Below are 26,332 nucleotides of genomic sequence, written 5' to 3'. Positions count from 1 at the left end.
AGCTCGTTTAACCCTTATAGAAAGTAAACGTGTTAATTCGAAGCTTTACTCATCTTCGTTTTTAGTTTTACGTTTGAAAGTGAAGAAAGCAAAAGCTCCTAGTAATAATGCCCCTACTCCCCCCCAATCACTAACAATTTCACCGTTGTTAGGAAGATTTTTTTGCGTGCTACTTATGTTTTTCAAGCCTGAACTTCCGTTATTGCCTAAGTTGCCACCAGTTCCATTGCCATTCCCACTGTTTCCGTTACCATTAGCTGGATCAGCTGGAAGTTTGAAATTAGCTGGTTCACTTTGATTGCCATCACTATCTTTTGCAATTGCTGAAACTAGTTCTTTTGGTTCGGCGAAACCAATCGGAATTTCAATAACGAAATGACCTGTTTCACTTGCAGTCCCAGCACCTAGAATTTCTCCTGCTGTATTTTGAAGTACGACATCATTTCCAGGTGTTGCAATTCCTTTAATTGTGTAACCAGTCATAGAGTTTCCAGTTGCGCTGTCGACTATTGGTGTTGCTACAAAGACTGTTGGATCGGCTGGTGTCATGAATGGAGTTGCTGCACTAACATCCCCAACATTGTTTTCAGCTGTTGCTGTCAAGTCTTCATTTTCGGTTGCTGAACCTTTTGGTAAAGCAATCGCGAATTCACCATCTAACGCAAATGGTGCTCTAACTAGAAACATACCATTTAAATCAGCAACGCCTGAACCGATTACTCTTCCAGCAGCATTGCGGATTTTGACTTTATTACCTGCTGTTGCTTTACCAGTTACGATGTAACCAGTTTTGGATGTGCCAGTTACATTGTCAATGACTGGCGCTTCAATATTTGATGAAGGATCCGCTGGGATTGTGAATAATGTTGGTAAACTTGAGTTAAGTGCGTCATCTATTGCTAACGCATTTAACTGTTGTAATTGATCCACTACTTGAGAATCTAACTCAATCGAAAATTTACCATTGCCATCAACATCTCCAACACCTATTTCAGTTCCACTAAGCGTTCTAAGTGATACTGAATCACCTGCTGTTGCTGTCCCTTTAACTGTGTAACCAGTTTGAGAATTACCGAGTACACTTGTTATGATTGGTGCAGCTACAAATACTGGGTCAGCTGGTGTAATAAAAGGCGTTGCTGAACTTTGATTGCCAGCACCGTCAGAATCGATTGCTCTCAATTGCTCTAGCTGACTAGCTGATCCTGATGGAATCACTACTGAGTAATTTCCACTGCCATCCACTTGAGTTGAACCAATCACTGTGCCGTTTAATTTTTTAATTGAAACTGTATCGCCTGCAACTGCAGTCCCAACTACTGTATAACCCGTAGCAGAAGTTCCTGTTACGCTAGTAACAACAGGAGCTGGAATCGTTACTGGATCTGCCGGTGTTGTAAAGACTGTTCCAGGACTTGTATTTCCGTCTGCATCTTTGGCTGTTGCAGTTAATTGTTCATTTGGTGTAGCTATACCAACTGGTATCGTAACTGTGTAATTTCCACTGCCGTCTGCTACGCCTGATCCAATCACTGTTCCACCAGTATTCTTGATTTCAACCGTACTTCCTGCTGGTGCTGTACCCGTTACAGTATAGCCAGTAGTTGAATTACCCGCTACATTGTCAACGGTTGGTGCTTGAACCATTACTGGATCGGCCGGTGTTGTAAATGATGTTGCTGAACTTTGATTATTATCTGCATCTACAGCTACAGCTGACAGTTGTTGAAGCGGTTGTGCTGACCCTACTGGAATTGCGATTGTGTAATTTCCACTTGGATCTGCTACGGCAGTTCCGATAATCGTGCCACCTGTATTTTTCACATCAACTCTGTTTCCTGCTGTTGCAGTTCCGTTTATGGTATAACCAGTTGTTGATGTACCAGTTACATTATCAACAGTTGGTGCTTGAACCACTACTGGATCTGCTGGTGTTGTGAATGGTGTCGCTGGACTTTGGTTACCGTCAACGTCTTTTGCTACTGCCGATAGTTGTTGATTTGGAGTAGCCGATCCAGTTGGAATCACAATAGTGTAGTTGCCACTTGGATCCGCCGTAGTTGTTCCAATCACTGTTCCACCTGTGTTTTTAATATCAACAGTATTGCCAGCCGTTGCTGTACCAGCCACAGTATAACCAGTTGCTCCAGTCCCTGTTACACTATTAACCGTTGGTGCTGTGACTACTACCGGATCAGCTGGTGTCGTAAATACCGTTGCTGGACTTTGGTTGCCGTCCGCGTCTTTTGCTACTGCCGATAATTGTTGGTTTGGTGTTGCTGATCCAATTGGAATCACAACGGTATAATTACCACTTGGATCTGCAATTGCAGTTCCGATAATTGTGCCACCTGTATTTTTGATTTCTACAGTATTGCCTGCTGTTGCTGTACCCGTTACGGTGTAGCCTGTTGCTGACGTACCAGCAACATTGGTCACTGTTGGTGCTGTAACAACTACTGGATCGGCCGGTGTTGTAAACGTTGTCCCAGGACTTGTATTACCATCTGCATCTTTAGCTGTTGCCGTTAATTGTTGGTTTGGCGCTGCTGATCCGGCTGGAATCGTAACAGTATAATTCCCACTGCCGTCAGCTACACCTGATCCAATCACTGTTCCACCAGTATTCTTGATTTCAACCGTACTTCCTGCTGGTGCTGTACCCGTTACGGTATAGCCAGTAGTTGAATTGCCCGCTACATTGTCAACAGTTGGTGCTTGAACCATTACTGGATCGGCCGGTGTTGTAAATGGTGTTGCTGGACTTTGGTTGCCGTCCGCGTCTTTTGCTACTGCCGATAATTGTTGGTTTGGTGTTGCTGATCCAATTGGAATCACAGCGGTATAGTTGCCACTTGGATCTGCAATTGCTGTTCCAAGAATCGTGCCACCTGTATTTTTGATTTCTACAGTATTGCCTGCTGTTGCTGTACCAGTTACGGTGTAGCCTGTTGCTGATGTTCCCATCACATTGGTCACTGTTGGTGCTGCGACCACTACTGGGTCAGCTGGCGTTGTAAATGGTGTTGCTGGACTTTGGTTACCATCCGCGTCTTTAGCTGTCGCAGTTAATTGTTGGTTTGGCGTTGCTGATCCGGCTGGAATCGCAACAGAATAGTTGCCACTTGGATCTGCAATTGCCGTTCCAATCACTGTGCCGCCTGTATTTTTAATGTCAACTGTACTTCCTGTTGGTGCTGTACCAGTTACGGTGTAACCAGTTGCTCCGGTTCCCGTTACGCTATCAACTGTTGGTGCTGTAACAACTACTGGATCGGCCGGTGTTGTAAATGAAGTTGCTGGACTTTGGTTGCCGTCCGCATCTTTTGCTACTGCCGATAATTGTTGGCTTGGTGTTGCTAACCCAACAGGAATCGTAATTGTGTAGTTGCCACTTGGATCTGCAACTGCAGTTCCAATTATTGTGCCACCTGTGTTTTTAATGTTCACAGTATTACCAGCTGTTGCAGTACCGGTTACGGTGTAACCAGTTGCTCCGGTTCCTGTTACGCTATCAACCGTTGGTGCTGTAACGACTACTGGATCGGCTGGTGTCGTAAATGAAGTTGCTGGACTCTGATTGCCATCGGTATCTTTGGCCACTGCAGATAGTTGTTCGTTTGGTGTAGCTGAACCAGCTGGAATTGTCACTGTATAGTTGCCACTTGGATCAACTACAGCTGTTCCAATCACTGTACCGCCTGTGTTTTTAATGTCTATAGTATTTCCTGCGGTCGCGGTACCAGTTACTGTATAACCCGTTGTCGATGTGCCCGCTACATTGTCAACTGTTGGTGCACCAATGACCACGGGATCAGCTGGTGTTGTAAACGGAGTAGGTGTACTTTCATTTATCCCAATTTTTGCCACTGCATTCAAAGATTCACTAGCAGTTGTCAATCCTTGTGGAATCACAATGGTAAAGTTACCACTACCATCGGCAATACCACTGCCAATTGTAGTCCCGCCAACATTACGAATATCTACGGTGTTTCCTGCTGATGTAGTACCAGTTACAACGTGTCCAGTTGCCGAAGTTCCAGTTGTGTTTGTTACGACTGGTGGTGCTACGACAATTGGATCTGCTGGTGTAGCAAATGATGTCGGTGTACTTTCATCTGATCCTGATTTAGCAATCGCAGTTAAGGATTCACTAGCTGTTGCCTGACCTTGTGGAATAGTAATACTAAAGTTTCCAGTTCCATCCACAATACCAGTACCAATGACCGTTCCACCAGCATTACGAATGTCGACTGTGTTTCCGGATGTTGCTGTACCGTTTACTGTATAACCCGTTGTTGAAGTTCCAGTAGTATTTGTAACAACTGGTGGTGCTACAACAATTGGATCAGCTGGTGTTGTAAATGGAGTTGGTGTGCTGTCGTTACCTCCATTAGAAGCAGTTGCTGTCAATGCTTCGTTCGCAGTTGCGGCTCCTTGTGGAATTGTAATTGAAAAATTTCCACCCGTCGCAATTCCTGATGCGATAGTCGTACCAGCTGCGTTTTTTATAGTGACCGTATCACCTGCAGTCGCTGTACCAGTTACTGTATAACCTGTTAGAGAAGTTCCAGTTGTGTTTGTAACTGCTGGTGGAGCTACTATTGCAGCAGTTTTAGCGTAATAAACATTAGAAACACCGTTAGCCGTATTAAGTATACTGACATCGATGGTATCCGTTTTCACAACAGTACCAACAAATTTAGCATCCAGATTTTGCGCTAAGGTTTCCGGGCTAACAATACTTGTTGGAATATTGATTGTTGTTGCGCCCAACACCGAAGCATCAGCCAATTGATTTACACCAGCACCACCTAATCCTACAAATGGCAAGGCAAGATTAATTGCTGTATTTACAGTTCCTTTGACTGGAAGTAAAGCAGTATTAATAAGCCCTGCAACTGCATTGCTACCAATACCACTTCCAGTTGCATTTAAAGCACTGACCGCTGCTTTTAAATCTTGTAAAAGAGAGGATATGTTCTGTGCTAAAACTAAACCTAATCCATCATCGATGTTAGCTTGGATATATTTTCCATCAGGAGAAAGCGTTGCATTAGAATTAAATTGTGCACTACCAAAATTTTCAAGATTATTTAAAGCATCGATTTTCTGATTAACTGTCGTTAAATTTAAAGTTACACCAGTTAAACTCCCAAATGAACCATCAACAATATCAGTTAGTAAAGTAGATAATTCATTAACTGCGTTTAATGTCCCAGTTAAGAAGGTCAAATCACTAACCGTTAAAGTAATATTTGTATTGATTTGTGCCGTACCGTTTGTAGAAACTCGCCCATTTAACTCATTTGGAATAGTTAATACCGCTTGTTTTGCTCCACTTGTGATAACTGAACCACCAACTAACTCACTCCCAGTTATTGAAAAATCAACATTCTTTGAGGAGCCGTCTGCCATCCAACGAGTCCCACTATTTGTTCCGCTATTGTTTGAGCTGCTAATGTTGGATAGTATTTCCGCGTCTAAAATTGCAGCAGACGCTGTAATTCCTCCCGGTAAATAAAAAGATAGTGGAACAGTCAACGGTGCTATAACTAAACTACTTGTTAAAACTAATGATAATGTACGGTACTTATTTTGTTTTTTCGACTTATTGGTACGTCTCTTTTTCTGTTTATCACTTTTCATGATTATCCTCCTTTTACTTTCAAACCAATACCACTTAACGAACAACTAAAAGCTTATTAAAATGAACAGACACCCTCCTTTCTCAAAATATCAAATTTGTACATATAAATAATATAACCTTCATGATATTTTTGGAAATAATATGAATTATAATTTAAAATTACTTAATTATAAATATAGTATCTTTTAACGAAAAATGTAATATAAAAATGGAGAACCCTTTATTTTAAAGGATTTGAAGATATGATATATTTACTAACTTATTTTATGAAACCGTTATTATAATCGTTGATATTTATTATTTAATTAATATTTATTATTTTTTAAAAAAATAATTAAATTTTCTTTAAAAATGAAAATAAGGCTAGGACATAACTCTACGAGTTATGTCCTAGCCTTAAGGAATCCCAATAAACGATGGGAGCATAAGCAACTCCTTCCGCAATAAGTTGAACGCTTCTGTCTCAACCTCTATTTTTTAGCATAAAGTACTCTCTTACTATACTCAAACTCTTTAGCTACTCATTTTCCTTTTTACACTTTTCTCAATTATCGGTTCGCTGACTTTTTTATTCCAGAAATCAATTAAAGGTCCAGTAAAAAATGCATTGATGACAGTCCCAATCCCAACTGGTCCTCCAAAAATAAATGCCAATATAACAAAAGAAATATCTTGTGTAACTCTCACTACACGATACTGAGCTTTAGTACGGTCAACAATAATAGGTGCAATCGCATCATATGGTGCATTTCCTAGTTTAGCTGACATATAAAATGACGCACCGAAAGTAAAAATTACGACACCTGAAATAAGTAACACAGTTTGAGATAATAGATTGATTTTAATTGTGAAAAAAGTAGTATATATCCACGTGTAAAAATCAATAAAAAAACCTGTAAGAACCATATTTATTACAGTTCCAATGCCGATATAATTCCTTCCAAAAATAAAAACTAATCCTAAAATCAAAATATTGATGATCAACTGATACACGCCTAACGAAAGACCTAATGCACTACCGATACCAATATTCGCTGCTGTGTAGGGATCTAATCCTACTTGCCCTACACGTAATGTTGCCGCACCAAAAGCTAGAATTGCTACACCGATCAACGCATACAAAGAACGGATCGCAACTTCTTTTATATTCCTATTTCCTGCCATTGTCTAACCCCTCAATCTTATCTACCTCTCAAGTATCTCAAAAAAATAGCAAAAAGAGCAACTATTAAGCTTAATTTGTCAAAAAAACAAGGCTAGAACATAACTCTACGAGTTATATCCTAGCCTTAAGGAATCCGAATAAACAATGGGATCAGATGCAACTCCCTCTTATTTCTTGGAGTTAAACACTTCTGTCCAATTTCATTTTTTTAATTCTTACTTTTTAGCAATATCCTTTAGTGCTGCTTGTGCTAACAAGTTCAAATAATTCCAAGGACGATCAAAATGTGGTTGGAAGAAGAAATCTGATAACGCAAGATCTTCCACAGTCATTTCATTTTGAACCGCTAAAGACAACGTGTTCGCTGATTGAGTAATATCATATTTAGACATCAATTGTCCACCAACGATGCGGTTTGTTCCTTTTTCGTAAACTAACTCCATCATAACATTTTCAGTTGTTGGCATAAATTCTGGGCGGTAGTTGTCTTCAAATTTAGTTGCTTCAACATCCAAACCGTTCAATTTTGCACTTTCTAAAGTAACCCCAGTTGAACCAATTTTCCAGCCAAATAAATACAAACCAGACGTTCCTTGTGTTCCACGATAAGCTAGTTTTTCTTCTGATAAATTGTAACCGACTAACATACCTTGACGAACTGCATTCGTTGCTAGAGGAATATAATTCGTCGTATTACTTGGGTTATAGTGTACAACTGCACTATCTCCAGCTGCAAAAATATCGGCGTTACTTGATCTCATATACTTATCGACCACAATAGCACCATTAGGTAACATATCTACCTTGTCTTTAAGAAGTGTGGTATTTGGCGTAAATCCAACACACATGATGACCATATCCGCTTCAAATTCTTGGCTAGGCGTAATTACTTTATTCACATGTCCACTTGCATCAGCTTTGAATTCTTGAACATTCTCACCTAGAGCCAATGTTACACCACGCTCAACAAGTTCTTTTTCTAAAACATCTGTAAATGGTTTATCCAAATATTTATTCAAAATGCGGTCTAAGCCATCGATTAAAGTCACTTCCTTACCAGACTCCACAAATGCTTCAACTAATTCAATACCAATATATCCGCCACCGACAACAACAACTTTTTTCGCATCTTTTGCACGGTCAATAATCACATTGGCTTGATTAAAGTTTTTACATAATAAAATATTTTCAGCCTCTATCCCTTTGATCGGCGGAATAATCGGCCATGAACCAGTTGTCATAACTAATTTATCATATGAAACTGTCTCTTCAACTCCTGTAATTAAATTTTTTGCAGTGACTGTTTTATGATCAACATCGATTGTTTCGACTTCATGTTCCATTTTAACGGTAGCACCTAGTGACGCTAGTTCTTCAGGACTTGAATAAAATAAGCTAGCCGCCTCTTTTACTACGCCCCCAACATATAATGCGATACCACAAGATAAAAATGATACATTATCATTTCTTTCATAGACAGTTACCTCCGCATTTGGGTGATTTGTTAAAATACTTTTGACTGCAGCTGTTCCTGCATGCGTACATCCTACGACTACGACTTTCATTTTGTAAATCCCTTCTTTCAAGTTAAATTTTTCACCAATAAACTCATTAAAAACCTATTGGTCTATTAAAAATATAACAAAGTAGAAAGTCATTTTCGAGTTCTTTGCTTGTGAATCATAAAGTTATTTTTTCACAAACTTCTGAGTTTTCAATTCAATTCCCATAAAACTAATAAATCTATTCGTTTTAAATGTTGTTTTTAAAGCAAAAAAAGCTGAGAAAATAAAATTTCTCAGCTTGTGAAATCTATAAACTATTCAATTACTGCCGCAATAATTTCTATCTCTACAAGAACATCTTTAGGCAAGCGAGCCACTTCTACGGCTGAGCGAGCAGGTAATTGATTTGTAAACGCTCTCGCATAAACGTCATTAAAAGCAATAAAATCGTCCATGTTCTTTAAAAAGCATGTCGTTTTGACAACATGATCAAAGTCACTTCCTACTTCTTCTAAAATAGCTGCAATATTTTTAAGAACTTGTTCTGTTTGTTCTTGAATCGTAGTACCAACGACTTCGCCTGTATCTGGACTTAATGGAACTTGTCCTGAAGCAAATAATAAGCCGTTCACAATATTCCCTTGCACGTATGGTCCAATTGCTTTAGGAGCTTTATCTGTGTGAATTGATTTCATTGTATACCTCTTTTCAGTCTTCTTTTGTATTTTGACAATCGGGACATAGACCATACAATTCCAATCTATGTTCATTGATTTCAAAACCAGTCAATTTACTTGCTGCCATCTCTACATCTTCCAAACCAGGATAATGAAAATCGACAATCTTACCGCAATTTTGACAAATGGCGTGATAGTGTTTTTTCGAACTAAAATCAAAACGACTAGATGCATCGCCGTAATTCATTTCCTGAACAAAACCAATATCAGTAAACAAACGTAAATTATTATAAACCGTCGCAACACTCATATTGGGAAAACGAGCTTCTAAAGAACGATAAATTTCGTCTGCTGTTGGATGGCTATGGTTCTCAATTAGATATTCTAAAATTGCATATCTTTGAGGAGTAATACGAATATTGGCTTCTTTTAATTCTTCAAGCGCATTCTTTACCAATATATTGTCCATTTGGTTCCCCTCCCAGTCTTCTTTCTTAAATGATACTATTTCTAATCTAACTTGACAAGAATAATCACATAAATCGTGCAGGAAATAGGACAATTATCATGATTTTCTATGAATCAAAAAATATTACATACTTTTTGCCTAGTTAAATGTAATAAAAAAGGAAAGTCGTAAATTTACGCTCTCCTTTTATGATCAGTTATACAGAAAAACTATACAATGCTGTTGAAAGATACCGTTCACCATTATCTGGAATAACAGTCAAGACTTTCTTCCCAACACCCAATTCTTTTGCTACTTGAATGGCAGCTTCAACTGCAGCTCCAGCAGATATTCCGACTAATAGCCCTTCTTTAATAGCTAATTGTCGAGCTGTTTCCATAGCATCTTCACTAGATACAGCGATGATTTTTTCATAGATCTCTGTGTTTAAAACCTTAGGAATAAAACCAGCCCCGATTCCTTGAATCTTATGAGGACTTGGTGATCCGCCTTCTAATACTGGTGACTCTGTTGGTTCAACTGCAACGATTGAAATGTTTGGATAAACTCGTTTTAATTCTTTTCCGACACCAGTTATAGTTCCGCCCGTTCCGACCCCAGAAACAAAAGCATCTAATCCGCCAGCACCAAAAACATCCTGGATTTCTTTTCCTGTTGTTTTTTCATGTGCTTCTGGATTTGCTGGATTATCAAACTGCATAGGCATGAAATACCCATCTTTTTCCGATAGTTCAGAGGCTTTAGCAATTGCCCCTTTCATTCCCTCAGCACCAGGTGTTAATAGAAGTTCAGCTCCGTATGCCTGCATTAATTTTCTACGTTCGATACTCATTGTATCTGGCATGACAATAACAACTTTGTACCCTTTAGCCGCACCAACCATCGCTAAACCAATCCCAGTATTTCCACTAGTAGGTTCAACAATTGTATCTCCAGCTTTGAGTAACCCATTTTTTTCAGCTTTTTCAACCATACTTAAGGCAATTCGATCTTTAATGCTTCCACCTGGATTAAAAAATTCAAGTTTCACAAAAACATCAGCAGCTCCATCTGGTACAATATGTCCTAGCCTAACAATAGGTGTTTTACCTATTAATTCGGTAACTGAATTAAAAATTTGAGTCATGATCCATTCCTCCATTCAATATTCGTATAAGCAATAAAGGTTCTTGTGTTTATAATAGCTTATATCTGTTTATCTGGCTATCATTTTGCTATTATTGATCCGTAGATAAATACTCTTTAAACAAATTTAACAAAAATATAGTATAGTAAATAGGAGCATAAAAATTAGTCAATAGGAGTTACTTTGATGAAAATTAAAAATATTAGTCCGCGGGGTTATTGTTATGGTGTTGTTGACGCAATGATCATCGCAAAAAATGCATCGCTTGATGAAAATTTGCCACGTCCAATCTATATTTTAGGAATGATCGTTCATAATAAACATGTAACAGATGCTTTTGAAAGTATTGGAATCCATACATTGGACGGTGATACTCGTGAAGACATATTATCCAAAATCGATCACGGAACTGTTATTTTCACAGCGCACGGAACTTCACCTAAAGTAAAAGAACTAGCGGTCGAAAAAGGATTGACTGTTATCGATGCTACTTGTCCTGATGTGATGATTACGCATGAATTGATTGATGAAAAAGTTGCTGAAGGTTACGAAATCATTTATATTGGAAAAAAAAATCATCCTGAATCTGAAAGCGCACTGGGTGTTTCTCCTGAGCACGTTCATTTAGTTGCTAATCTTACTGATATCGATAAGTTGCATCTGATCACTGAAAATATTTTCGTAACCAATCAAACAACGATGAGTCAATGGGATGTTCGTGATTTAATGGATTCAATCAAGGAAAAATATCCTCAAGTACTTATTCATAAAGACATTTGCAAAGCAACTCAAGTACGACAAGAGGCAGTTGTTGAACAAGCTCAAGGATGCGATTTGATGATTGTAGTTGGTGATCCTAAAAGCAATAATACTAATCGCTTAGCACAAGTGTCTATCGAACAAGCTGGAGTTTTAGCTCATAGAATTTCAGATGTTTCACAAATTGACGTAAAATGGCTAGCCGGTGTCGAACAAGTAGGCGTAACGGCTGGTGCTTCGACTCCAACCCCAATTGTGCGAGAAGTAATCGACTATTTAGAAAAGTTTGATATTAAAGACCCTGCAACCTATAAAAAAAGGTCATCCACAACCTCCGAAGCGATTCTACCTAGACCGAGAATGAAGGATTTGAGTAAAAATCGTATGCGACGTTTAGAAGAGCTGCGAGCTGGAAAACGATAAAATTAAAGCTGCCAATGAACGGTCATTTTACGTGACAGTTGATTGGCAGCTTTTCTTTATGCAATTTGTAATACTTGACCTACAGTTATCAACTCAGCAGTTATACCATTTGAAGCCATTAGTTGATCAACAGTGAGTCCGAATTTTTCAGAAATACCCCAAAGCGTATCTCCAGAAGCTACCGTATATGTTTGCCCAGCAATTGTGGCGCTACTTTGTCCGATAGCAGATTGATCCGTTACTGAACTTTCAGTGACTACAGTTGGCGCAGTATTTCCACTATCATAAGCAGTCAAGCCGTATGCTGAAATCAACCAGTTCAACTTGCTAGCATAATTGGGATCTGTTGCATAGCGTCCAGCTAAAGCCGCTGTTGCATCCGCATAGCTAGTCGTGTTACTTTTCCAAACGCCTGAGTAGTGGTAATCTCCGCTAGCCATTGTTGTTTTAAGTACGTTAGCATGATCTTGAAACGATTCTGCATACGATGGATAGCTTCTAAATGGTTCATTCAATGTTACCCATTCGCCATTTAAATATTCTGATGTAGGCATATAAACTGTTTGTCCGCCATAGCTTCCCTTTACACCAAATAAATTATAATTAGGAGCTGCTGCTAAACCTGAAGTACCATAACTACTTTCTAACAATGCTTGAGCGATCATAACTGATGCATAGAGATTATTAGCGTCAGCGACTGATGATGCAGAATAACCAATCGAATCAATAAATGCTTGTTGTGAGACTTCCCCTTGTGCTTCAACTTCTGTAGCTTTTACACTTAGAGGTAATAAATTCCCTGCGATTGGAAGAAATACTAATGAAGTTCCTATCACAGACGCAACTTTTCTTCGGTTCATTTTATATTCTTTTTTCTGGTGTCTACTACTTCTTGTTTTGATTTCGTTCATTCATTTGTTCCTCCTCAATAGAACATCATATTACCATTCTACTTGGTGATATTTTTATAAACAATTATTTACTCTTGAAATTTGAAGTTTTAAAGCGAGCGTAATCCGAGTGAAATTTTTGTTTTATTATTCACTTCTTTTTTTGTTTCATTCGGTTTACAAAGTGTCTATTATTCGAACACGTTTATTACTATAAATACCTTTGTTCTCTGTTTATTGTTTTTTTTGATAAATGAAAATTAAATTACATTTATTACACCTATATTACAAAAAAGTAGGTTTGAAAATTATGGAAAAACTTTCGTATAACTTAGCGCGAAGTAAAATTTAAGTAAAATAAAAAAATAGTAGGAAACTCACATGGTATGAGTTTCCTACTATTTTTTAACTAAATCATTTCTATGCTATAAACCATTATATTTTGAAACAACGTTATCCACCGTAAAACCAAATTCTTTTAAGACTAAATCGCCAGGTGCAGATGCACCAAAGTGATTGATGGTTACAGTCGTGCCAGCAGTTCCGACATAACGCTCCCAGCCAAATGGCGAAGCAGCTTCGATTGCTACTCTTTTTGTTACATCCCTAGGTAAAACAGACTCTTTATACGCTGCTGCTTGTTTTTCGAATAAGTCAAAACTAGGCATTGAAACAACAGAGACATCTTTACCTTGTTCGAATAGAGCTTTTTGAGTTTCAATCGCTAGATTCACTTCTGAACCAGTCGCAATTAATATTCCTTCGGGTTTTTCACCTTTTTGTTTCGAAATCACATACGCACCTTTTTGAACAAGTTCATCTGCGTTTTCTTTTGTTCCTTCAATTACTGGCAAGTTTTGACGGCTTAAGACTAAAACAGTCGGAGCATCTTTTGTTGTCATCGCAATTTTCCATGCGGCAACTGTTTCGTTACCATCAGCAGGACGGATCACTTGTACACCTGGCATACAACGGATGCTTGCTAATTGTTCAACAGGTTCATGTGTAGGTCCATCTTCGCCAACTGCTACAGAGTCATGTGTCAGTACATAGGTTACAGGAGTATTTTGGATTGCTGCCAGACGTAATGCAGGGCGCAAATAATCTGTAAATACAAAGAATGTTCCGCCATAAACACGGCTTCCTCCATGTAATTGAATCCCATTCAAGGCTGCAGCCATAGCGAATTCACGAACGCCAAACCAAATATTACGACCTTCATATTGACCAGGTTCAAAATCTTTTTCTACTGCAACCATAGTGTTATTAGAAGCTGATAAATCAGCAGAACCGCCCCAGAAACCTGGTACAGTTTTAGAGATTGCTTGAATCGTTTCTTTACTTGTAACACGACTAGCTGCACTTGAGCCTACTTCGTATGTTGGTAGTTCACTATCCCAATTTTCAGGTAGTTCATCTGCGAATGCTTGTTTAAACTGTTCAGCTAATTCAGGATGTTCTCTTGTATAATTTTTAAACATGTTATTCCATTTATCTTCGGCTTTTAGACCTTCATCTATCATTGTTTCTTTAAAGCGGGCAGTGACTTCTTCTGGTACTGTGAAATCTGGATATTCCCAACCATAGACCGCTTTAGCAGCAGTAATGCCATCTGCTCCGATTGGCGCACCATGTACAGAAGAAGTTCCTTCTTTGGGAGCGCCATAACCGATGACCGTTTTAACTTCGATCAATGTTGGTTTATCTGATTCAGCTTTAGCAGCTTCGATTGCCTTAGAAATGGCTTCTAAATCATTGCCATCTTTTACTAAGATATGCTGCCAACCATATGCTTCATAACGAGCACCAACATTTTCTGTGAACGCTTTTGAAGTTGGGCCATCCAAAGAGATGTCATTTGAATCATATAACACGATCAGTTTGCCTAATTTCATATGTCCAGCCATGGAACTTGCTTCTTGAGAAACGCCTTCCATCAAGTCACCATCACCGCATAATGCATAGGTATAATGATCAATCACTGGAAAACTATCTCGATTATAGGTTGCGGCAGTATGAGCCTCGGCCATCGCCATACCAACAGCCATCGCAATTCCTTGACCTAAAGGCCCTGTCGTTGCTTCAACACCATCTGTGTGATGCACTTCTGGATGCCCAGGCGTTTTACTATCCCATTGACGGAAGCTTTTTAGATCATCCATTGTTACACCGTAACCTGCTAAGTGAAGCAAGCTATAAAGCATTGCTGAACCGTGACCAGCAGAAAGAATGAAACGATCTCTATCTACCCAATTTGTTGACGTTTTTGGGTTTACTTTCAAATGCTTTGTCCAAAGCGTGTATGCCATGGGCGCTGCACCCATTGGCAATCCAGGATGTCCTGAGTTTGCTTTTTGAACTGCTTCGATACTTAAGGTACGAATTGTATTGACGCCTAACTGATCAGTGTTATCGAACAAAAAAATCATCTCCTATTTAGGTTTTTTTTACCTTTATTAACTACATTTTATCGTATTTCGTTTATGAAAGCAATTACTTTTAGTAAAAAAAACTAAAATTATTTTCTATCGTGTAATCCTTTTTCTTTTTGAATCTCTTTCAGTTTCTCTGGTGTCACATCATTTCCTTCAGGATCAACCACTTTCATTCCTTCGATATGGTGACGCATTCCACCGCGAAAAGCAGCTAGATACTCTTGACGAAGTACTTTTTGCTCTTCTTTTTCTTTCTCAGTCAATTCATTTTCTTTCGCTTTCTTAGCAAGTTCATTAATCCGACTCATTTTTTCTGATGATAACATCTATCTTTACCTCCTTATTTTAAGTGATAACACCTATAATTAAACAAGTTTGCTTTACATATCTATCTTATAAGATGAATACCAAAAATACAACTATATTCGCACTTAAAATACGAAACGAAGTCAGTTAATGTTAGAAAAATCAATTTCTGATCATGCTTCTTTTTGATCAAATTTTTTTAGATACTTGATCCTCTCAAAAAACACGAACGCTTGTTTGATTCCTACCTAAAACTATGGTACACTAAAAATATAAATCGAAAGAAGGTGCGGGTTGTGGTGAAACGTACAGACACAAGACAAATCGAAGTATTAAAATATATATATGAACAAGTTGAGCTAAAAGGCTATCCCCCTACTGTTAGAGAAATCGGAAAAGCAGTTGACCTCTCTTCAACATCGACTGTTCATGGACATCTAGCTCGTTTAGAAAAAAAAGGACTGATTTTACGTGATCCGACTAAGCCAAGAGCGATTGAATTGACTGCTGATGGCTTAGAAAGAATTGGTGTGAGGCCTACAGTCATTCCCATGCTTGGTGTCGTTACAGCGGGTGAACCTATCTTAGCTGTAGAAGAAGCATCTGATTTTTTCCCTCTGCCACCAGATCTAGTAGCAGAAGAAAATGCTTTGTTCATGCTGACTATCAGAGGTGAAAGTATGATCAATGCTGGTATTCTAGACGGTGATCAAGTTATTGTCCGTAAACAAAGCGCTGCATCAAATGGCGATATCGTTATTGCGATGACAGACGAAGATGAAGCGACATGTAAACGATTCTTTAAAGAGGCAGAACATATTCGTTTACAACCTGAAAATGATGCATTAGACCCAATTATCTTGAAAAACGTTAGTATTTTAGGTAAAGTTGTCGGATTATACCGCAATCATATTTAGATAAATAAAAAAACATACTGATGAGAGTATGTTTTTTTGTTCGTTCTTCGTTTAAATCAAACACGTTTATTAATCATCCACAACAACTTTGCGTTGGTATGTCTCAAACTGATAGGCATAGCTATTTTTTTCGTCTTGTTCTTCTGTGCTTAAATTGATCAGTGTCCAATCATCCCAATTCACAGAAGGAAATTTCGTATCACCTTCAAATGAATGATGGATAACTGTCCGATACAATACATCGCAAAAAGGTAAAAAATCTTCGTATACCGCTGAGCCACCTGCAATAAAGGTAATGCCTGAAAAAGTTTTGGCATAATCAAGAACCTCATCTACCGTATGGAATATAAGGACTCCCTCTGCATGAAATGCTTTGTCTCTAGTTAAGACAATCGTTTGACGATTTGGTAACGGTCGCCCCCCCATCCCCTCAAAGGTTTTTCGTCCCATAACGATGGTGTTGTCTTCAGTCATTTGTTTAAAAAATTTCAAATCATTTGGCAAATGCCAAGGTAATCGATTTTCTTTCCCGATCGTCCCTTGCTCATCTTGTGCCCATATGGCTGCTAACATTAAAGAGCTCCTTTCAAATTAAACGGCTATTGGCGCCTTGATTGCAGGATGCGGATCGTATCCCTCGATTACAATATCATCCATTTCAAAATCAAAAACTGATTTTTTATCTTGGTTCAATTTTAATGTAGGAAATGATCGACTCTCTCTTTCGAGTTGTTGATTCATTTGATCGATGTGATTTGTATATAAGTGAGCATCACCTAAAGTATGGACAAAATCTCCTACTTCTAAACCTGTTTCATGAGCAATCAAGTGAGTCAATAATGCATAGCTGGCAATATTGAATGGAACACCAAGGAAAACATCTCCACTACGCTGATACAACTGGCAACTTAATTTCCCATCATTTACATAAAATTGAAACATTGTGTGACAAGGCGGTAAAGCCATTGATGGAACATCTTCTGGATTCCAAGCAGATACGATCAGACGTCTGGAGTCTGGTGTTTTTTTGATCATTTCAATAACATTTTTAAGTTGATCGATAAACCCACCATCTTTTGTCTCCCAATGACGCCACTGAGCGCCATAAATATTTCCTAATTCGCCATACTTAGCTGCAAAACCATCATCCGATAAAATAGCATCGCAGAATTTTTGGTGCTCTTTTTCATAACTTTCTTTAAATGATTCATCACTAAGAACGCGACGTCCAAAATCCGTCATATCAGGCCCGTTGTAATCTTCGCTTTTGATGTAACGCTCAAAAGCCCATTCATCCCAGATATGATTATTGTGTTGAAGCAGATAGCGAATATTCGTATCACCATTTAAAAACCATAAAAGTTCGCTTTTAATCAAACCGAACGGTACTCGCTTCGTCGTTAATAAAGGGAAACCTTGTGACAAATCAAAACGCATTTGATGACCAAAAATACTTTTGGTACCTGTACCAGTACGATCTTCTTTGAAGTGACCTTCCTCTAAAATTTTACGACCCAATGATAAATATGCTTCTTCCATAGTTTCTGCCTCCTAATTTTCTGCAAATTCACTCAAATATTCCCAGCGTTCCATTTTTTCTTCAAGCTTTTGTTCTATTGTTAAAAGCTCAGTTTGAAGTTCTTGTAGCTTTGTAAAATCATCTCCTTGATGATTCATTTCTTCACTCAATTGTGCTGTCTGTTCTTCAAGTTGTGCTATATCCGTCTCGATCGTTTCCCACTCTTTTTGTTCCATGTAGGTCAATTTGGTTTTTTCTTTCTTTTCTATTTCTTTTGGTGATGTTATTTCAGCCTTGATTACTTTTTTGGACTGTACTTTATTCACTGCTAAATATTCACTCATTGAACCGAAATAAGTGGTGATTTGACCTGCACCTTGAAAAACAAGTAATTTATCCATTGTTTTATCAAGAAAATATCGGTCATGCGAAACAGCGATCACAGCCCCCTTAAATGTTTGGATATAATCTTCTAAAATCGTTAGCGTATCGATATCCAGATCATTTGTTGGCTCGTCCAATAATAACACATTTGGCTGACCAATCAATAATTTCAATAAATACAGGCGCCGTTTTTCGCCACCAGAAAGTTTGCCGATCACGGTCCCATGCATAAAGCGAGGAAATAAAAATCGTTCCAACAATTCAGCAACACCAATGCTTGTTCCATCTGTCCGCTTCACTTGTTCGGCTGCTTCTTGCAAATAAGAAATCATGCGTTGGTTTTGATCCATCGCTTCATTTTGTTGTGTGTAGTATGCTAAGTTGACTGTTTCACCAATTGAGTATATTCCGCTTTCCAAATCTAAACGGCCAGCAAGAATATTCAGCAATGTTGATTTTCCTGCACCATTTTTTCCGGTAATCCCAATACGGTCTTTTGCCTGAATAAGCAAATCAAAATCTTTTAGAATCGTTTTATGCTCGATTTGATAGTTTCCATCTTTGATTTCTAAGACTTTTTTCCCTAATCTTTGTGTGGCTACATCAATTTCCAATTGACCTTTTTGATTGACTTGATGAAGATTTTCTTTAAGATCATGGAAGCGATCCTGTCTAGCTTGTTGTTTTGTTCCCCGTGCTTTTACGCCAGCTCGCATCCACTCTAGTTCTTGCTTGTAGAGTTGTTTCCTTTTTTCTTCTTGCTCTACACCGACGCGTTCACGTTCCGCTTTAGCGATGATGTATGCTTCATAGTTCCCTTTATATTCATACAATTTTCCAAAAGATAGTTCAAAAATTCGATTCGTTACTCGATCTAAAAAATAACGATCATGGGTCACCATTAAAATAGCGCCGCGATAGCCGTTTAAAAAGCTTTCCAGCCAGCTGATTGCTTCGTAATCTAAATGGTTTGTTGGTTCATCCAGCAACAATAAATCTGGTGATTCAATCAATACTTGAGCTAAGCTAACACGTTTCTTTTGCCCTCCAGATAATTCACCAATTTTTTTATGCAAGGTTTCAATACCTAATTTTTGTAAAATGATTTTAGCATCAGTATCTGCCGTCCAGGCATCTTCTTTATTCATCCGCTCTTCTGCCTTGGCATATTGTTTTTGAGCGACTTCACTAAGTCCATCCTCTGCTAATGCAAGTAAGGCTAACTCATAATTTTTCACGGCTTGAATGATAGGCGTTTCTCCTTGAAAAACAGCTTCTACAACCGTTAATTCAGGATCAAACTCTTGATCTTGTGACAAATAGCCTATCTGATAGTCATTTGGTTGTTGGATCGCTGTAACATCTCCATCACCACTATCTTTTCCAGCTAAAATATTCAATAAACTCGTTTTTCCTGTTCCGTTTGTACCAATTAGTCCGATTCTGTCTTTATCGTGAATATGGAAAGAAATGTTATCAAATAACATTTTCTCGCCATATGTTTTGGTCAACTCGTTTACTTTTAACTCATTCATATGCTCACGCCCTTTTCATCCTGCTTATTGTAACAAAAAAAAGTAAAAAAAAGAAGCTAGTTTGACCTGTCCGCTTCTTTTTTTAATTCTCTTGTTAATTTCTTTAATGGAATAATATCAGAAACATCATTAATCGAATAGGATTCTAAAAGATTAACATTTTTTCGATATTCATTTGCTTCATAAGAAGTAATTATTTCAGACAGTTCATATTCATCAATGACTTTCCGCTCTTCTTGGTAGCCAATCAAAAGTTCCTTAACATAAACGGATTGAGAACGAATGATAAATGAATCAATGAATGTGCCATCTTCCAACCTATGGGCGAGTTGCAAACGTCCTTCGATAAAGAACTGAATGATCTCATCATCATAAACCCCTTTTAGGTTATCCAAACTTTTCAAAATAACTTCAGTATTTTGTAAAAAAACTTGTCGAACGTTTTCTAATTCTTCTTTTTTAAATTCTCGCCGATTTTCTTCCCCTTTTTTCCCAATCAACAGATTCGGGTGAACAAAAAACGCAATAATTTGGCGAACGAAAAGCAACCAAAAACCAATAATAGATAATAATTGTCTAGCGATAGAGCGTTCCATTCTAGAAATCAGACGTTCATATAGTCGGTACCCTTCGATCCCAATTTCTTTTTGACGGAAACTTTCTTCTAAACCATCACGTTCAATCGAAACGATCAATGCTCTTAATTCTTGAACTTCTTGTCGTTGATCAGACGGTAATTGTTCAGTATATAATTCTTTGACACGATCTTGATAGTTTTCAATCACCACGTTCATCTCAACTTGAGGATCGTTCTGATTGATCACTTTAAGTCGCTCAATAACATCCTGTAGTAAGGTAATTCCTTGCACATTATTACTTTCTACGTCGTCAGATTCTGTTAAAAATGGCAGTACAACGATCCCACCTACTAATGTGACCAAGATCACGCAGGCTGTAATAAACAACAATAACGATCGTTCTGGAAATTCTTGACCATTTAACGTTATAGGTAAAATAAAAATTGTCGCCAAACTGACAGTTCCTTTGACTCCCCCGAACGTCAGAATCAGCATTTCATTCATAGACTCCCAAACATGTTTGAAGCTATTTTTCACACTATAAATCAACAAAATAGCGAAAAAACGAGCTACAAATAATGTCACACTTAAAATTAAAATAACAAGCATCAAGAAGCTATTAGAGTATGTCTCGCTATTCCAAATCGGAGAAAAAACTTGTGATAATTCTATTCCTAAGAACAGAAAGACTAATGCGTTCAATGTGAATGTAATGGTTCCCCAAGTACTTTCTGAAACACTTGACAACTCTGCTTCAAATAATGAAATCTTTTTAAAACTTGCTGCTTGCATCACTCCTGCGATAACGGCCGCGATAATTCCTGAAACATTGAAAAGTTCAGCAACCATGTACGCCAAAAAAGGCAACAATAATTCTAGCAAGAGATAACCAGTTACATCTCTTGCTGAAGCTTTTTCCAAAATCATTACGACTTGACGCTTGATCATGACTAAAACAGCTCCTACGATAGCGCCTCCTATACTAGAAACGATCAACGTGATTCCGGCATCCGTTGCTGAAAAACTACCTGTCAATAATGCTGCAAGTGCAAATTGAAAAGCGGTAACACCAGAAGCATCGTTGATCAAGCCTTCACCTTCTAAAATATGCATCGCTTTAGGCGGTATTTGGATTTTTCCAGATAAAGAACCTACAGCTACTGCGTCTGTAGGTCCAAGAGCTGCACCTAATGCAAAGCAAGCGGCGATCGGCAAAGCAGGAATAACCATATGTAAAGCCCAGCCCACACTAACAAGTGTGATCAGCACGCCAATGAAAGCTAAAAACAAAATAACACTAAAATTTTTCATAGTTGCTGAAATATCGTTTCGTTCTCCTTCACGAAACAATAAAGGAGCAATGATCATCACTAAAAACATTTCCGGCTCAAAGGTAATTTCACGACCCATTTCCGTTAATCCAATGATAATCCCTACGATTATTTGAACAATTGGTAAAGGAATGATCGGAACGATGCGATTGAAGACATTGGAAAAGGTTATAGCAATAGCAAATACAATAATTAAATAAGCAAACTCCATCTCGTATCCCCCTTAATAATTATTGATTGAGTTGTTTTCCTAAACATCGTAATAACTTTTCTTTTTTATAGCTAATTTTTTTCTCTATCAATCCAAGCTCTTTTTCTTTGTCACATAGCTCTAATTGTGCTCGACGTGCTTCCAAACGAAGTAACTCAGACTTGATCAATTCAATTTTTTTATAATTTAAAAAATTTCTCTTTTTTATATGATGCTCCCACTCCGCTTTTTTTTCAGGTGGTAACTCCTTATATTTTTCGCGCAATTCAGCAATTCGTTGCTCTATCTCTTTGTTCACAACAATACTTCCTTTCAGAATTTCTCTGCACATTATAGCAAACTGTTAACGAAATACCTACTAAAATTTACTATTTTTCTCAAAAAACTTTTTGAATAAAATTTATAGCCTTTAAATTGTAATAAAAAGAGAAAATAATGGTCATTTCCCCTTTCCGATCGTATTTGCTATCTAGTTGTCCTCATCTACTAAAATACTGATTTCAGCTTCTTCATTCAATCGTTCAGAAAGAAATGCGAGTAACTCTTCTAATGGTATAGTGAATTTCATCATCGGGCCTCGTCGACCATTTTTAAAATAATTTAATCGAATTTCTTTTTTCTTGAGTAATAGAGCCATTTTTTCTATATCCTGATACATGACCCCGTTCTTGTCAAACGGGCTTAAAATAAGCCGATCATCTGAAAGTCCTTTTGAATCTAGTAAAAAACTTAAGACTAACAAGATTGAGAGCACGCCACGAATTCTTTGATCGATCGTTTGTTCACTCACAAGTGTAAGCAACAAAATAAGCAAACTAACGCCAATCACTAAAATATAAATAAATTTTCTTTTAACACTTTTAATCAGAACACTTTTTCTTACTAAACCCAAATAAATATACATGATCACAACAAAAAATGCGAGTAGCACTGTAAACAAATCTATACTCAAAATAAGCTCCTTTTATAACTGAAAGATAGTTACTCTTTTTTATTTAATTCTGTCAATTGCTGATTGATTTTTTTTATCTTATCTTTACAAGCTAATATATCACGAATCATCTGATCTCTCTTATCACCAAGTGGTAAACGATTCACTACTTGATAATATGCAGCGAGTAGTTGAACTTGTTTCATTTTTTCTTTTTGTAATCGTTCTTCAGTTAAATTCATCCACTCGCCCTCCTTTTTTCTTTAAGTATACCCTACTTTTAAAGGAAAATGACTATTGAATCGTTATTTTTTATTGATTATCAATTAAAAAAGTATGATTTGATTGTTATTGTAACATACTATTTTTCTAAATTGAACTATACGAGTGTCTAGCCGACAGTAGTTCTCTACTTGTTCAAGATAAACAACAGTACTTAAAAGAATAGCCTGCTAAAAAACAAAGATGAAACTAAACTGAAAACAGCTTCGCTTCATCTCTAAATTTATTGGGCTGAAATACAAATTCCAATGGCTTTTTCACCTAAATGTGTCCCAATAACAGGACCAAAATGACCTATTTCAATAATTGCATCTGGATATTGTTCTTGAAGTTTTGCTTTTTCTTCTTTTGCAACTATTAAATTGTTTGCATGGATCACATACAACTTAACGGGGCGATTGATTTCTTTGTCACGTTTGCCTATTATTTTTTCTGCACGGGCAAATGCTTTTTTCGTCGAACGAATCTTTTCGAATAAAATTATTTTACCTTCTTCAAATGTTAAAATCGGCTTGATTTTTAATAACCCAGCAATCAAAGCGGCACCGTTGGTTAAGCGTCCGCCACGCACAAGATTGTTTAAATCCTCTACGATCAAATACGCATATGTATTGTCGCGAATGATATCTAGTTTGGTAAATATCTCTTCTAAACTGGCATTTTCTTTAATTAAATCTAATGCAGCTTCTACCATATGTCCCATTGGTACACTTGTAATTTTAGAGTCATAAGGGTAAAGCGTAATATTTTCAATTGAATCTGTTAATGAAAATAATGTATTAACAAAGCCGGAAATACCAGATGAGAGATGAATACTAATGATCGTATCATATCCTTTAGCCGCAATTTCTTTATATAGTTCGATAACTTCACCTAACGCAGGTTGAGAAGTCGTCGGAAATTCATTACTATTATTCAACAAGCTATAATATTCATCCGCTTCAATATCGATTCCTTCGTTATATATTTTACCATCTAAAATAACAGGGATGGAAATAACAAATAAATTAGGTGCGTCTTTGATGCGCTCAGGTAAATAAGCTGTACTATCTGTCACAATAGCAATTTTCATTTTGTAACCTCGTTTCACTAATTTTACAGTATTATAAATATAGCATAAATCAGTCCATAATTAAATAAAATACTTATTGATCAAGAAAACTTTGAACAGCTGATTTATTCGTATCCAAATCAATTTGAAGAACACTTCCGGCGTAATCAACATCTAAGTTACTCCAAGATCCTTCAACAGGAATCGTTAAGCGCTCGATACCACTACCACCTTTTAAAAGTAGCGACGGGCCATTTTTTAGCATAAACGATGTGGGAACATCTGTGGACATATAGCCAACCAAACGACCTAAAGATTCAGGTGTACGAAGTAAGGCTAAAGGATTTTTTAATTGTCCCATAACAGCTGTCATCACTTGTTGTTGACGTCGAACGCGACCAAAGTCACCCTCATCGTCTTTTCTAAAACGAGAATACTGCAATAGTGTATGACCGTCCATTTTCTGCTTTCCTTTGGCAATGTCAACGCCATCTAAATTCAAATCTTTTTCAGCATCGATTTTAACTCCGTTAGGGAACATCGAGTCAATAATTTTTTCAAAAGATTGAAAATCTACTTTGGCATAGTATCTAGTCTGTATATTGAAATTTTCAGCTAATGTTTGACGAACTAAATCCGCTCCACCTAATGCATAGGCTGCATTGATCTTGTTCTCATCATAACCTGGAATATCAACAAATGTATCACGCATAAATGAGATCAGTTTAGGTTTTTTAGAAGGACCATCTAATTGCAAAACCATAATGGTATCTGCTCGACCAGAATCTTCTCCTCTAGTATCACTCCCTAAAATTAAAATGTTATTAGCGCCATTCGCACTTTTTACGCCATTAAACGTTTCTATTGCCTCTTTTGGCAAAGAATTATCATGTTCAGCGTATGATTTTCCTTTGAAAAAGAAACCCACTGCCAAAACAATCAGCACAACAAAAAACAAGGCGATTCTTTTAGGCCAACTAAACCGTCTTTTTCTTCTTGGCTTTTTAGGTTTCTTTTCTTTTTTTGAAAAACCTTTTGGCTTTTCTAATGAACCTGCTTGTTCAGAGTTTTGTTGTGGTTCATTTAGGGGTTCTTGTTCTTGATAATAGCTATTTCTAGGTTCTTCAGTATAATTTTTTTCTTTTCTTGGATTAAAACCATTTTTTTCTTCTACTGGTTTTGATTTATCATGTATATGTTTATAACGATCTACACGGCTCATCATTTCCACCTCACTTCAATTAACAACAGCTATAATCATACCCTATTTTACTATAAATTCCTATTAGATAGACAAAATTTAACAAAAAAGAAAAAGACCTTTTCAGATCTTTATACTCCGTTGATTGGATGAATCGCATAATTTCCAAATATTTTTACCGATCCACCCATTAACCGTATTTCTTCTATGGCGTTATCTAATAATTGTTGTGGCTTTTGAACATTGATATCGATTAAAAAGAAATATTCACCCAATGTTGTTTTCAATGGTCTTGATTCGATTTTACTTAAATCGATTTCTCGCCAACTAAAGGCTGATAATGCTTTATGTAAAGCTCCAGGCATGTTATTTGGCATTGTCAATGCGATCGTTAATTTTGTTTCAGTAGCATCAATTGGTAACTCGACTTTTTCAGACCCGATCACCCAAAAACGAGTCTGATTGATTGCTACGTCTTGGATATCTTTACCAACAATTTCAAGCTCATACTTCTCAGCAGAAAGTCTAGGTGCAATGGCTGCAATTTTTTGATCAGGATGGAGAGCGACAAAGTTTGCGGCATATGCCGTAGAAGGTGTTGCTTCAAGATCTGCCATTGGGAAAAAGGTACGTATAAATTCTTGCGATTGTGCTAAAGCTTGAGGATGAGATAATATTTTTGTTGTATCTTGCCATGATGCTTTGTTCTCTTTTGCTACCATCAATTGTTGATAGATCGGTAAAACGATTTCCGCTCCTACAGGAATCGTTGTTTGGTGAAATAGATAGTCTACGGTCGTGTTGACAGACCCTTCGATCGTATTTTCGATTGGGACAATCCCTAATTCAACTTCACCAAACTCAACGCCTTTAATACAAGCTGGAATCGAATGATATGAAATCAACTCTTCCTTAGGAAAAGCCGTTTTCGCTGCATTATGAGTAAAAGAAGCTTCTGGACCTAAAAATCCGACTTTCATTGGCTCA

Annotated in this window: 21 protein-coding genes; 2 read left to right on the top strand and 19 right to left on the bottom strand. The window is 37.4% G+C overall.

What is annotated here, in order from left to right; all coding sequences use genetic code 11:
* Positions 1-45 precede the first annotated feature (45 nt).
* From AC4BC4_RS07905 to cysK, 6 genes are all read right to left on the bottom strand, one after another.
* Entirely contained in the window at positions 46-5,649 is a 5,604-nt protein-coding gene (locus AC4BC4_RS07905; RefSeq protein ID WP_490477329.1) for an Ig-like domain-containing protein, read from the bottom strand.
* Between the two features lie 514 nt (positions 5,650-6,163).
* On the bottom strand, positions 6,164-6,814 hold the full coding sequence (locus AC4BC4_RS07900; protein WP_490477328.1) for a YczE/YyaS/YitT family protein: 651 nt from the start codon (positions 6,812-6,814) through the stop codon (positions 6,164-6,166).
* 216 nt (positions 6,815-7,030) lie between these two features.
* Entirely contained in the window at positions 7,031-8,380 is a 1,350-nt protein-coding gene (locus tag AC4BC4_RS07895) for an NADH oxidase (protein ID WP_490477327.1), read from the bottom strand.
* Positions 8,381-8,634: 254 nt separating this feature from the next.
* Entirely contained in the window at positions 8,635-9,015 is a 381-nt protein-coding gene (locus AC4BC4_RS07890; RefSeq protein ID WP_438756007.1) for a RidA family protein, read from the bottom strand.
* Positions 9,016-9,028: 13 nt separating this feature from the next.
* Positions 9,029-9,466 (bottom strand): peroxide-responsive transcriptional repressor PerR, encoded by a 438-nt coding sequence (gene perR, locus AC4BC4_RS07885; RefSeq protein ID WP_438756008.1) that lies wholly within the window; start codon positions 9,464-9,466, stop codon positions 9,029-9,031.
* A gap of 196 nt (positions 9,467-9,662) precedes the next feature.
* Positions 9,663-10,592 carry a cysteine synthase A gene (gene cysK, locus AC4BC4_RS07880; RefSeq protein ID WP_490477326.1) on the bottom strand — a complete coding sequence of 310 codons (930 nt, stop codon included), beginning with the start codon at positions 10,590-10,592 and terminating at the stop codon, positions 9,663-9,665.
* Positions 10,593-10,778: 186 nt separating this feature from the next.
* Between cysK and AC4BC4_RS07875 the strand changes: the two genes are divergently transcribed.
* Complete coding sequence (locus AC4BC4_RS07875; RefSeq protein WP_490477325.1) at positions 10,779-11,774, top strand: 4-hydroxy-3-methylbut-2-enyl diphosphate reductase; 996 nt, start codon at positions 10,779-10,781, stop codon at positions 11,772-11,774.
* Positions 11,775-11,830: 56 nt separating this feature from the next.
* Here the strand turns inward: AC4BC4_RS07875 and AC4BC4_RS07870 are convergent, their stop codons facing one another.
* From AC4BC4_RS07870 to AC4BC4_RS07860, 3 genes are all read right to left on the bottom strand, one after another.
* The gene (locus tag AC4BC4_RS07870) at positions 11,831-12,685 is read right to left on the bottom strand and encodes a glucosaminidase domain-containing protein (RefSeq protein ID WP_490477324.1); all 855 of its coding nucleotides are present in this window, start codon (positions 12,683-12,685) and stop codon (positions 11,831-11,833) included.
* A gap of 404 nt (positions 12,686-13,089) precedes the next feature.
* Positions 13,090-15,084 carry a transketolase gene (tkt, locus tag AC4BC4_RS07865; RefSeq protein WP_490477323.1) on the bottom strand — a complete coding sequence of 665 codons (1,995 nt, stop codon included), beginning with the start codon at positions 15,082-15,084 and terminating at the stop codon, positions 13,090-13,092.
* Positions 15,085-15,182: 98 nt separating this feature from the next.
* The gene (locus AC4BC4_RS07860; protein ID WP_438756014.1) at positions 15,183-15,425 is read right to left on the bottom strand and encodes a DUF896 family protein; all 243 of its coding nucleotides are present in this window, start codon (positions 15,423-15,425) and stop codon (positions 15,183-15,185) included.
* Between the two features lie 267 nt (positions 15,426-15,692).
* On the opposite strand from AC4BC4_RS07860, the gene lexA reads away from it, so the two are divergent.
* On the top strand, positions 15,693-16,322 hold the full coding sequence (lexA, locus tag AC4BC4_RS07855) for a transcriptional repressor LexA (protein ID WP_438756015.1): 630 nt from the start codon (positions 15,693-15,695) through the stop codon (positions 16,320-16,322).
* A 69-nt stretch (positions 16,323-16,391) separates the two neighbouring features.
* Here lexA and AC4BC4_RS07850 read toward each other — a convergent pair whose 3' ends face one another.
* From AC4BC4_RS07850 to pheA, 10 genes are all read right to left on the bottom strand, one after another.
* Positions 16,392-16,895: a dihydrofolate reductase gene (locus AC4BC4_RS07850; protein ID WP_490477322.1), complete on the bottom strand. Its 504-nt coding sequence runs from the start codon at positions 16,893-16,895 to the stop codon at positions 16,392-16,394.
* Between the two features lie 18 nt (positions 16,896-16,913).
* A complete protein-coding gene (locus tag AC4BC4_RS07845; protein WP_438756017.1) occupies positions 16,914-17,861 on the bottom strand; it encodes a thymidylate synthase in 948 nt (315 codons plus the stop codon).
* A gap of 12 nt (positions 17,862-17,873) precedes the next feature.
* A complete protein-coding gene (locus AC4BC4_RS07840) occupies positions 17,874-19,760 on the bottom strand; it encodes an ABC-F family ATP-binding cassette domain-containing protein (protein WP_490477321.1) in 1,887 nt (628 codons plus the stop codon).
* A 56-nt stretch (positions 19,761-19,816) separates the two neighbouring features.
* Positions 19,817-21,880, bottom strand: coding sequence for a cation:proton antiporter (locus AC4BC4_RS07835; RefSeq protein WP_490477320.1), 2,064 nt, complete (start codon positions 21,878-21,880; stop codon positions 19,817-19,819).
* Between the two features lie 19 nt (positions 21,881-21,899).
* Positions 21,900-22,178: a hypothetical protein gene (locus tag AC4BC4_RS07830; RefSeq protein WP_438756020.1), complete on the bottom strand. Its 279-nt coding sequence runs from the start codon at positions 22,176-22,178 to the stop codon at positions 21,900-21,902.
* A gap of 171 nt (positions 22,179-22,349) precedes the next feature.
* On the bottom strand, positions 22,350-22,832 hold the full coding sequence (locus AC4BC4_RS07825; RefSeq protein ID WP_490477319.1) for a hypothetical protein: 483 nt from the start codon (positions 22,830-22,832) through the stop codon (positions 22,350-22,352).
* Between the two features lie 29 nt (positions 22,833-22,861).
* Positions 22,862-23,053 (bottom strand): hypothetical protein, encoded by a 192-nt coding sequence (locus AC4BC4_RS07820; protein ID WP_069644689.1) that lies wholly within the window; start codon positions 23,051-23,053, stop codon positions 22,862-22,864.
* A 263-nt stretch (positions 23,054-23,316) separates the two neighbouring features.
* Positions 23,317-24,165, bottom strand: a complete 849-nt coding sequence (locus tag AC4BC4_RS07815) for a DegV family protein (RefSeq protein ID WP_490477318.1) — start codon at positions 24,163-24,165, stop codon at positions 23,317-23,319.
* Positions 24,166-24,238: 73 nt separating this feature from the next.
* Positions 24,239-25,366 carry an LCP family protein gene (locus AC4BC4_RS07810; RefSeq protein ID WP_490477317.1) on the bottom strand — a complete coding sequence of 376 codons (1,128 nt, stop codon included), beginning with the start codon at positions 25,364-25,366 and terminating at the stop codon, positions 24,239-24,241.
* 110 nt (positions 25,367-25,476) lie between these two features.
* On the bottom strand, positions 25,477-26,325 hold the full coding sequence (pheA, locus tag AC4BC4_RS07805; RefSeq protein WP_438756024.1) for a prephenate dehydratase: 849 nt from the start codon (positions 26,323-26,325) through the stop codon (positions 25,477-25,479).
* Positions 26,326-26,332 lie beyond the last annotated feature (7 nt).

The organism is Enterococcus sp. AMC1086 (assembly GCF_058216575.1).
This window is presented reverse-complemented; position numbering and strand designations above follow the sequence as displayed.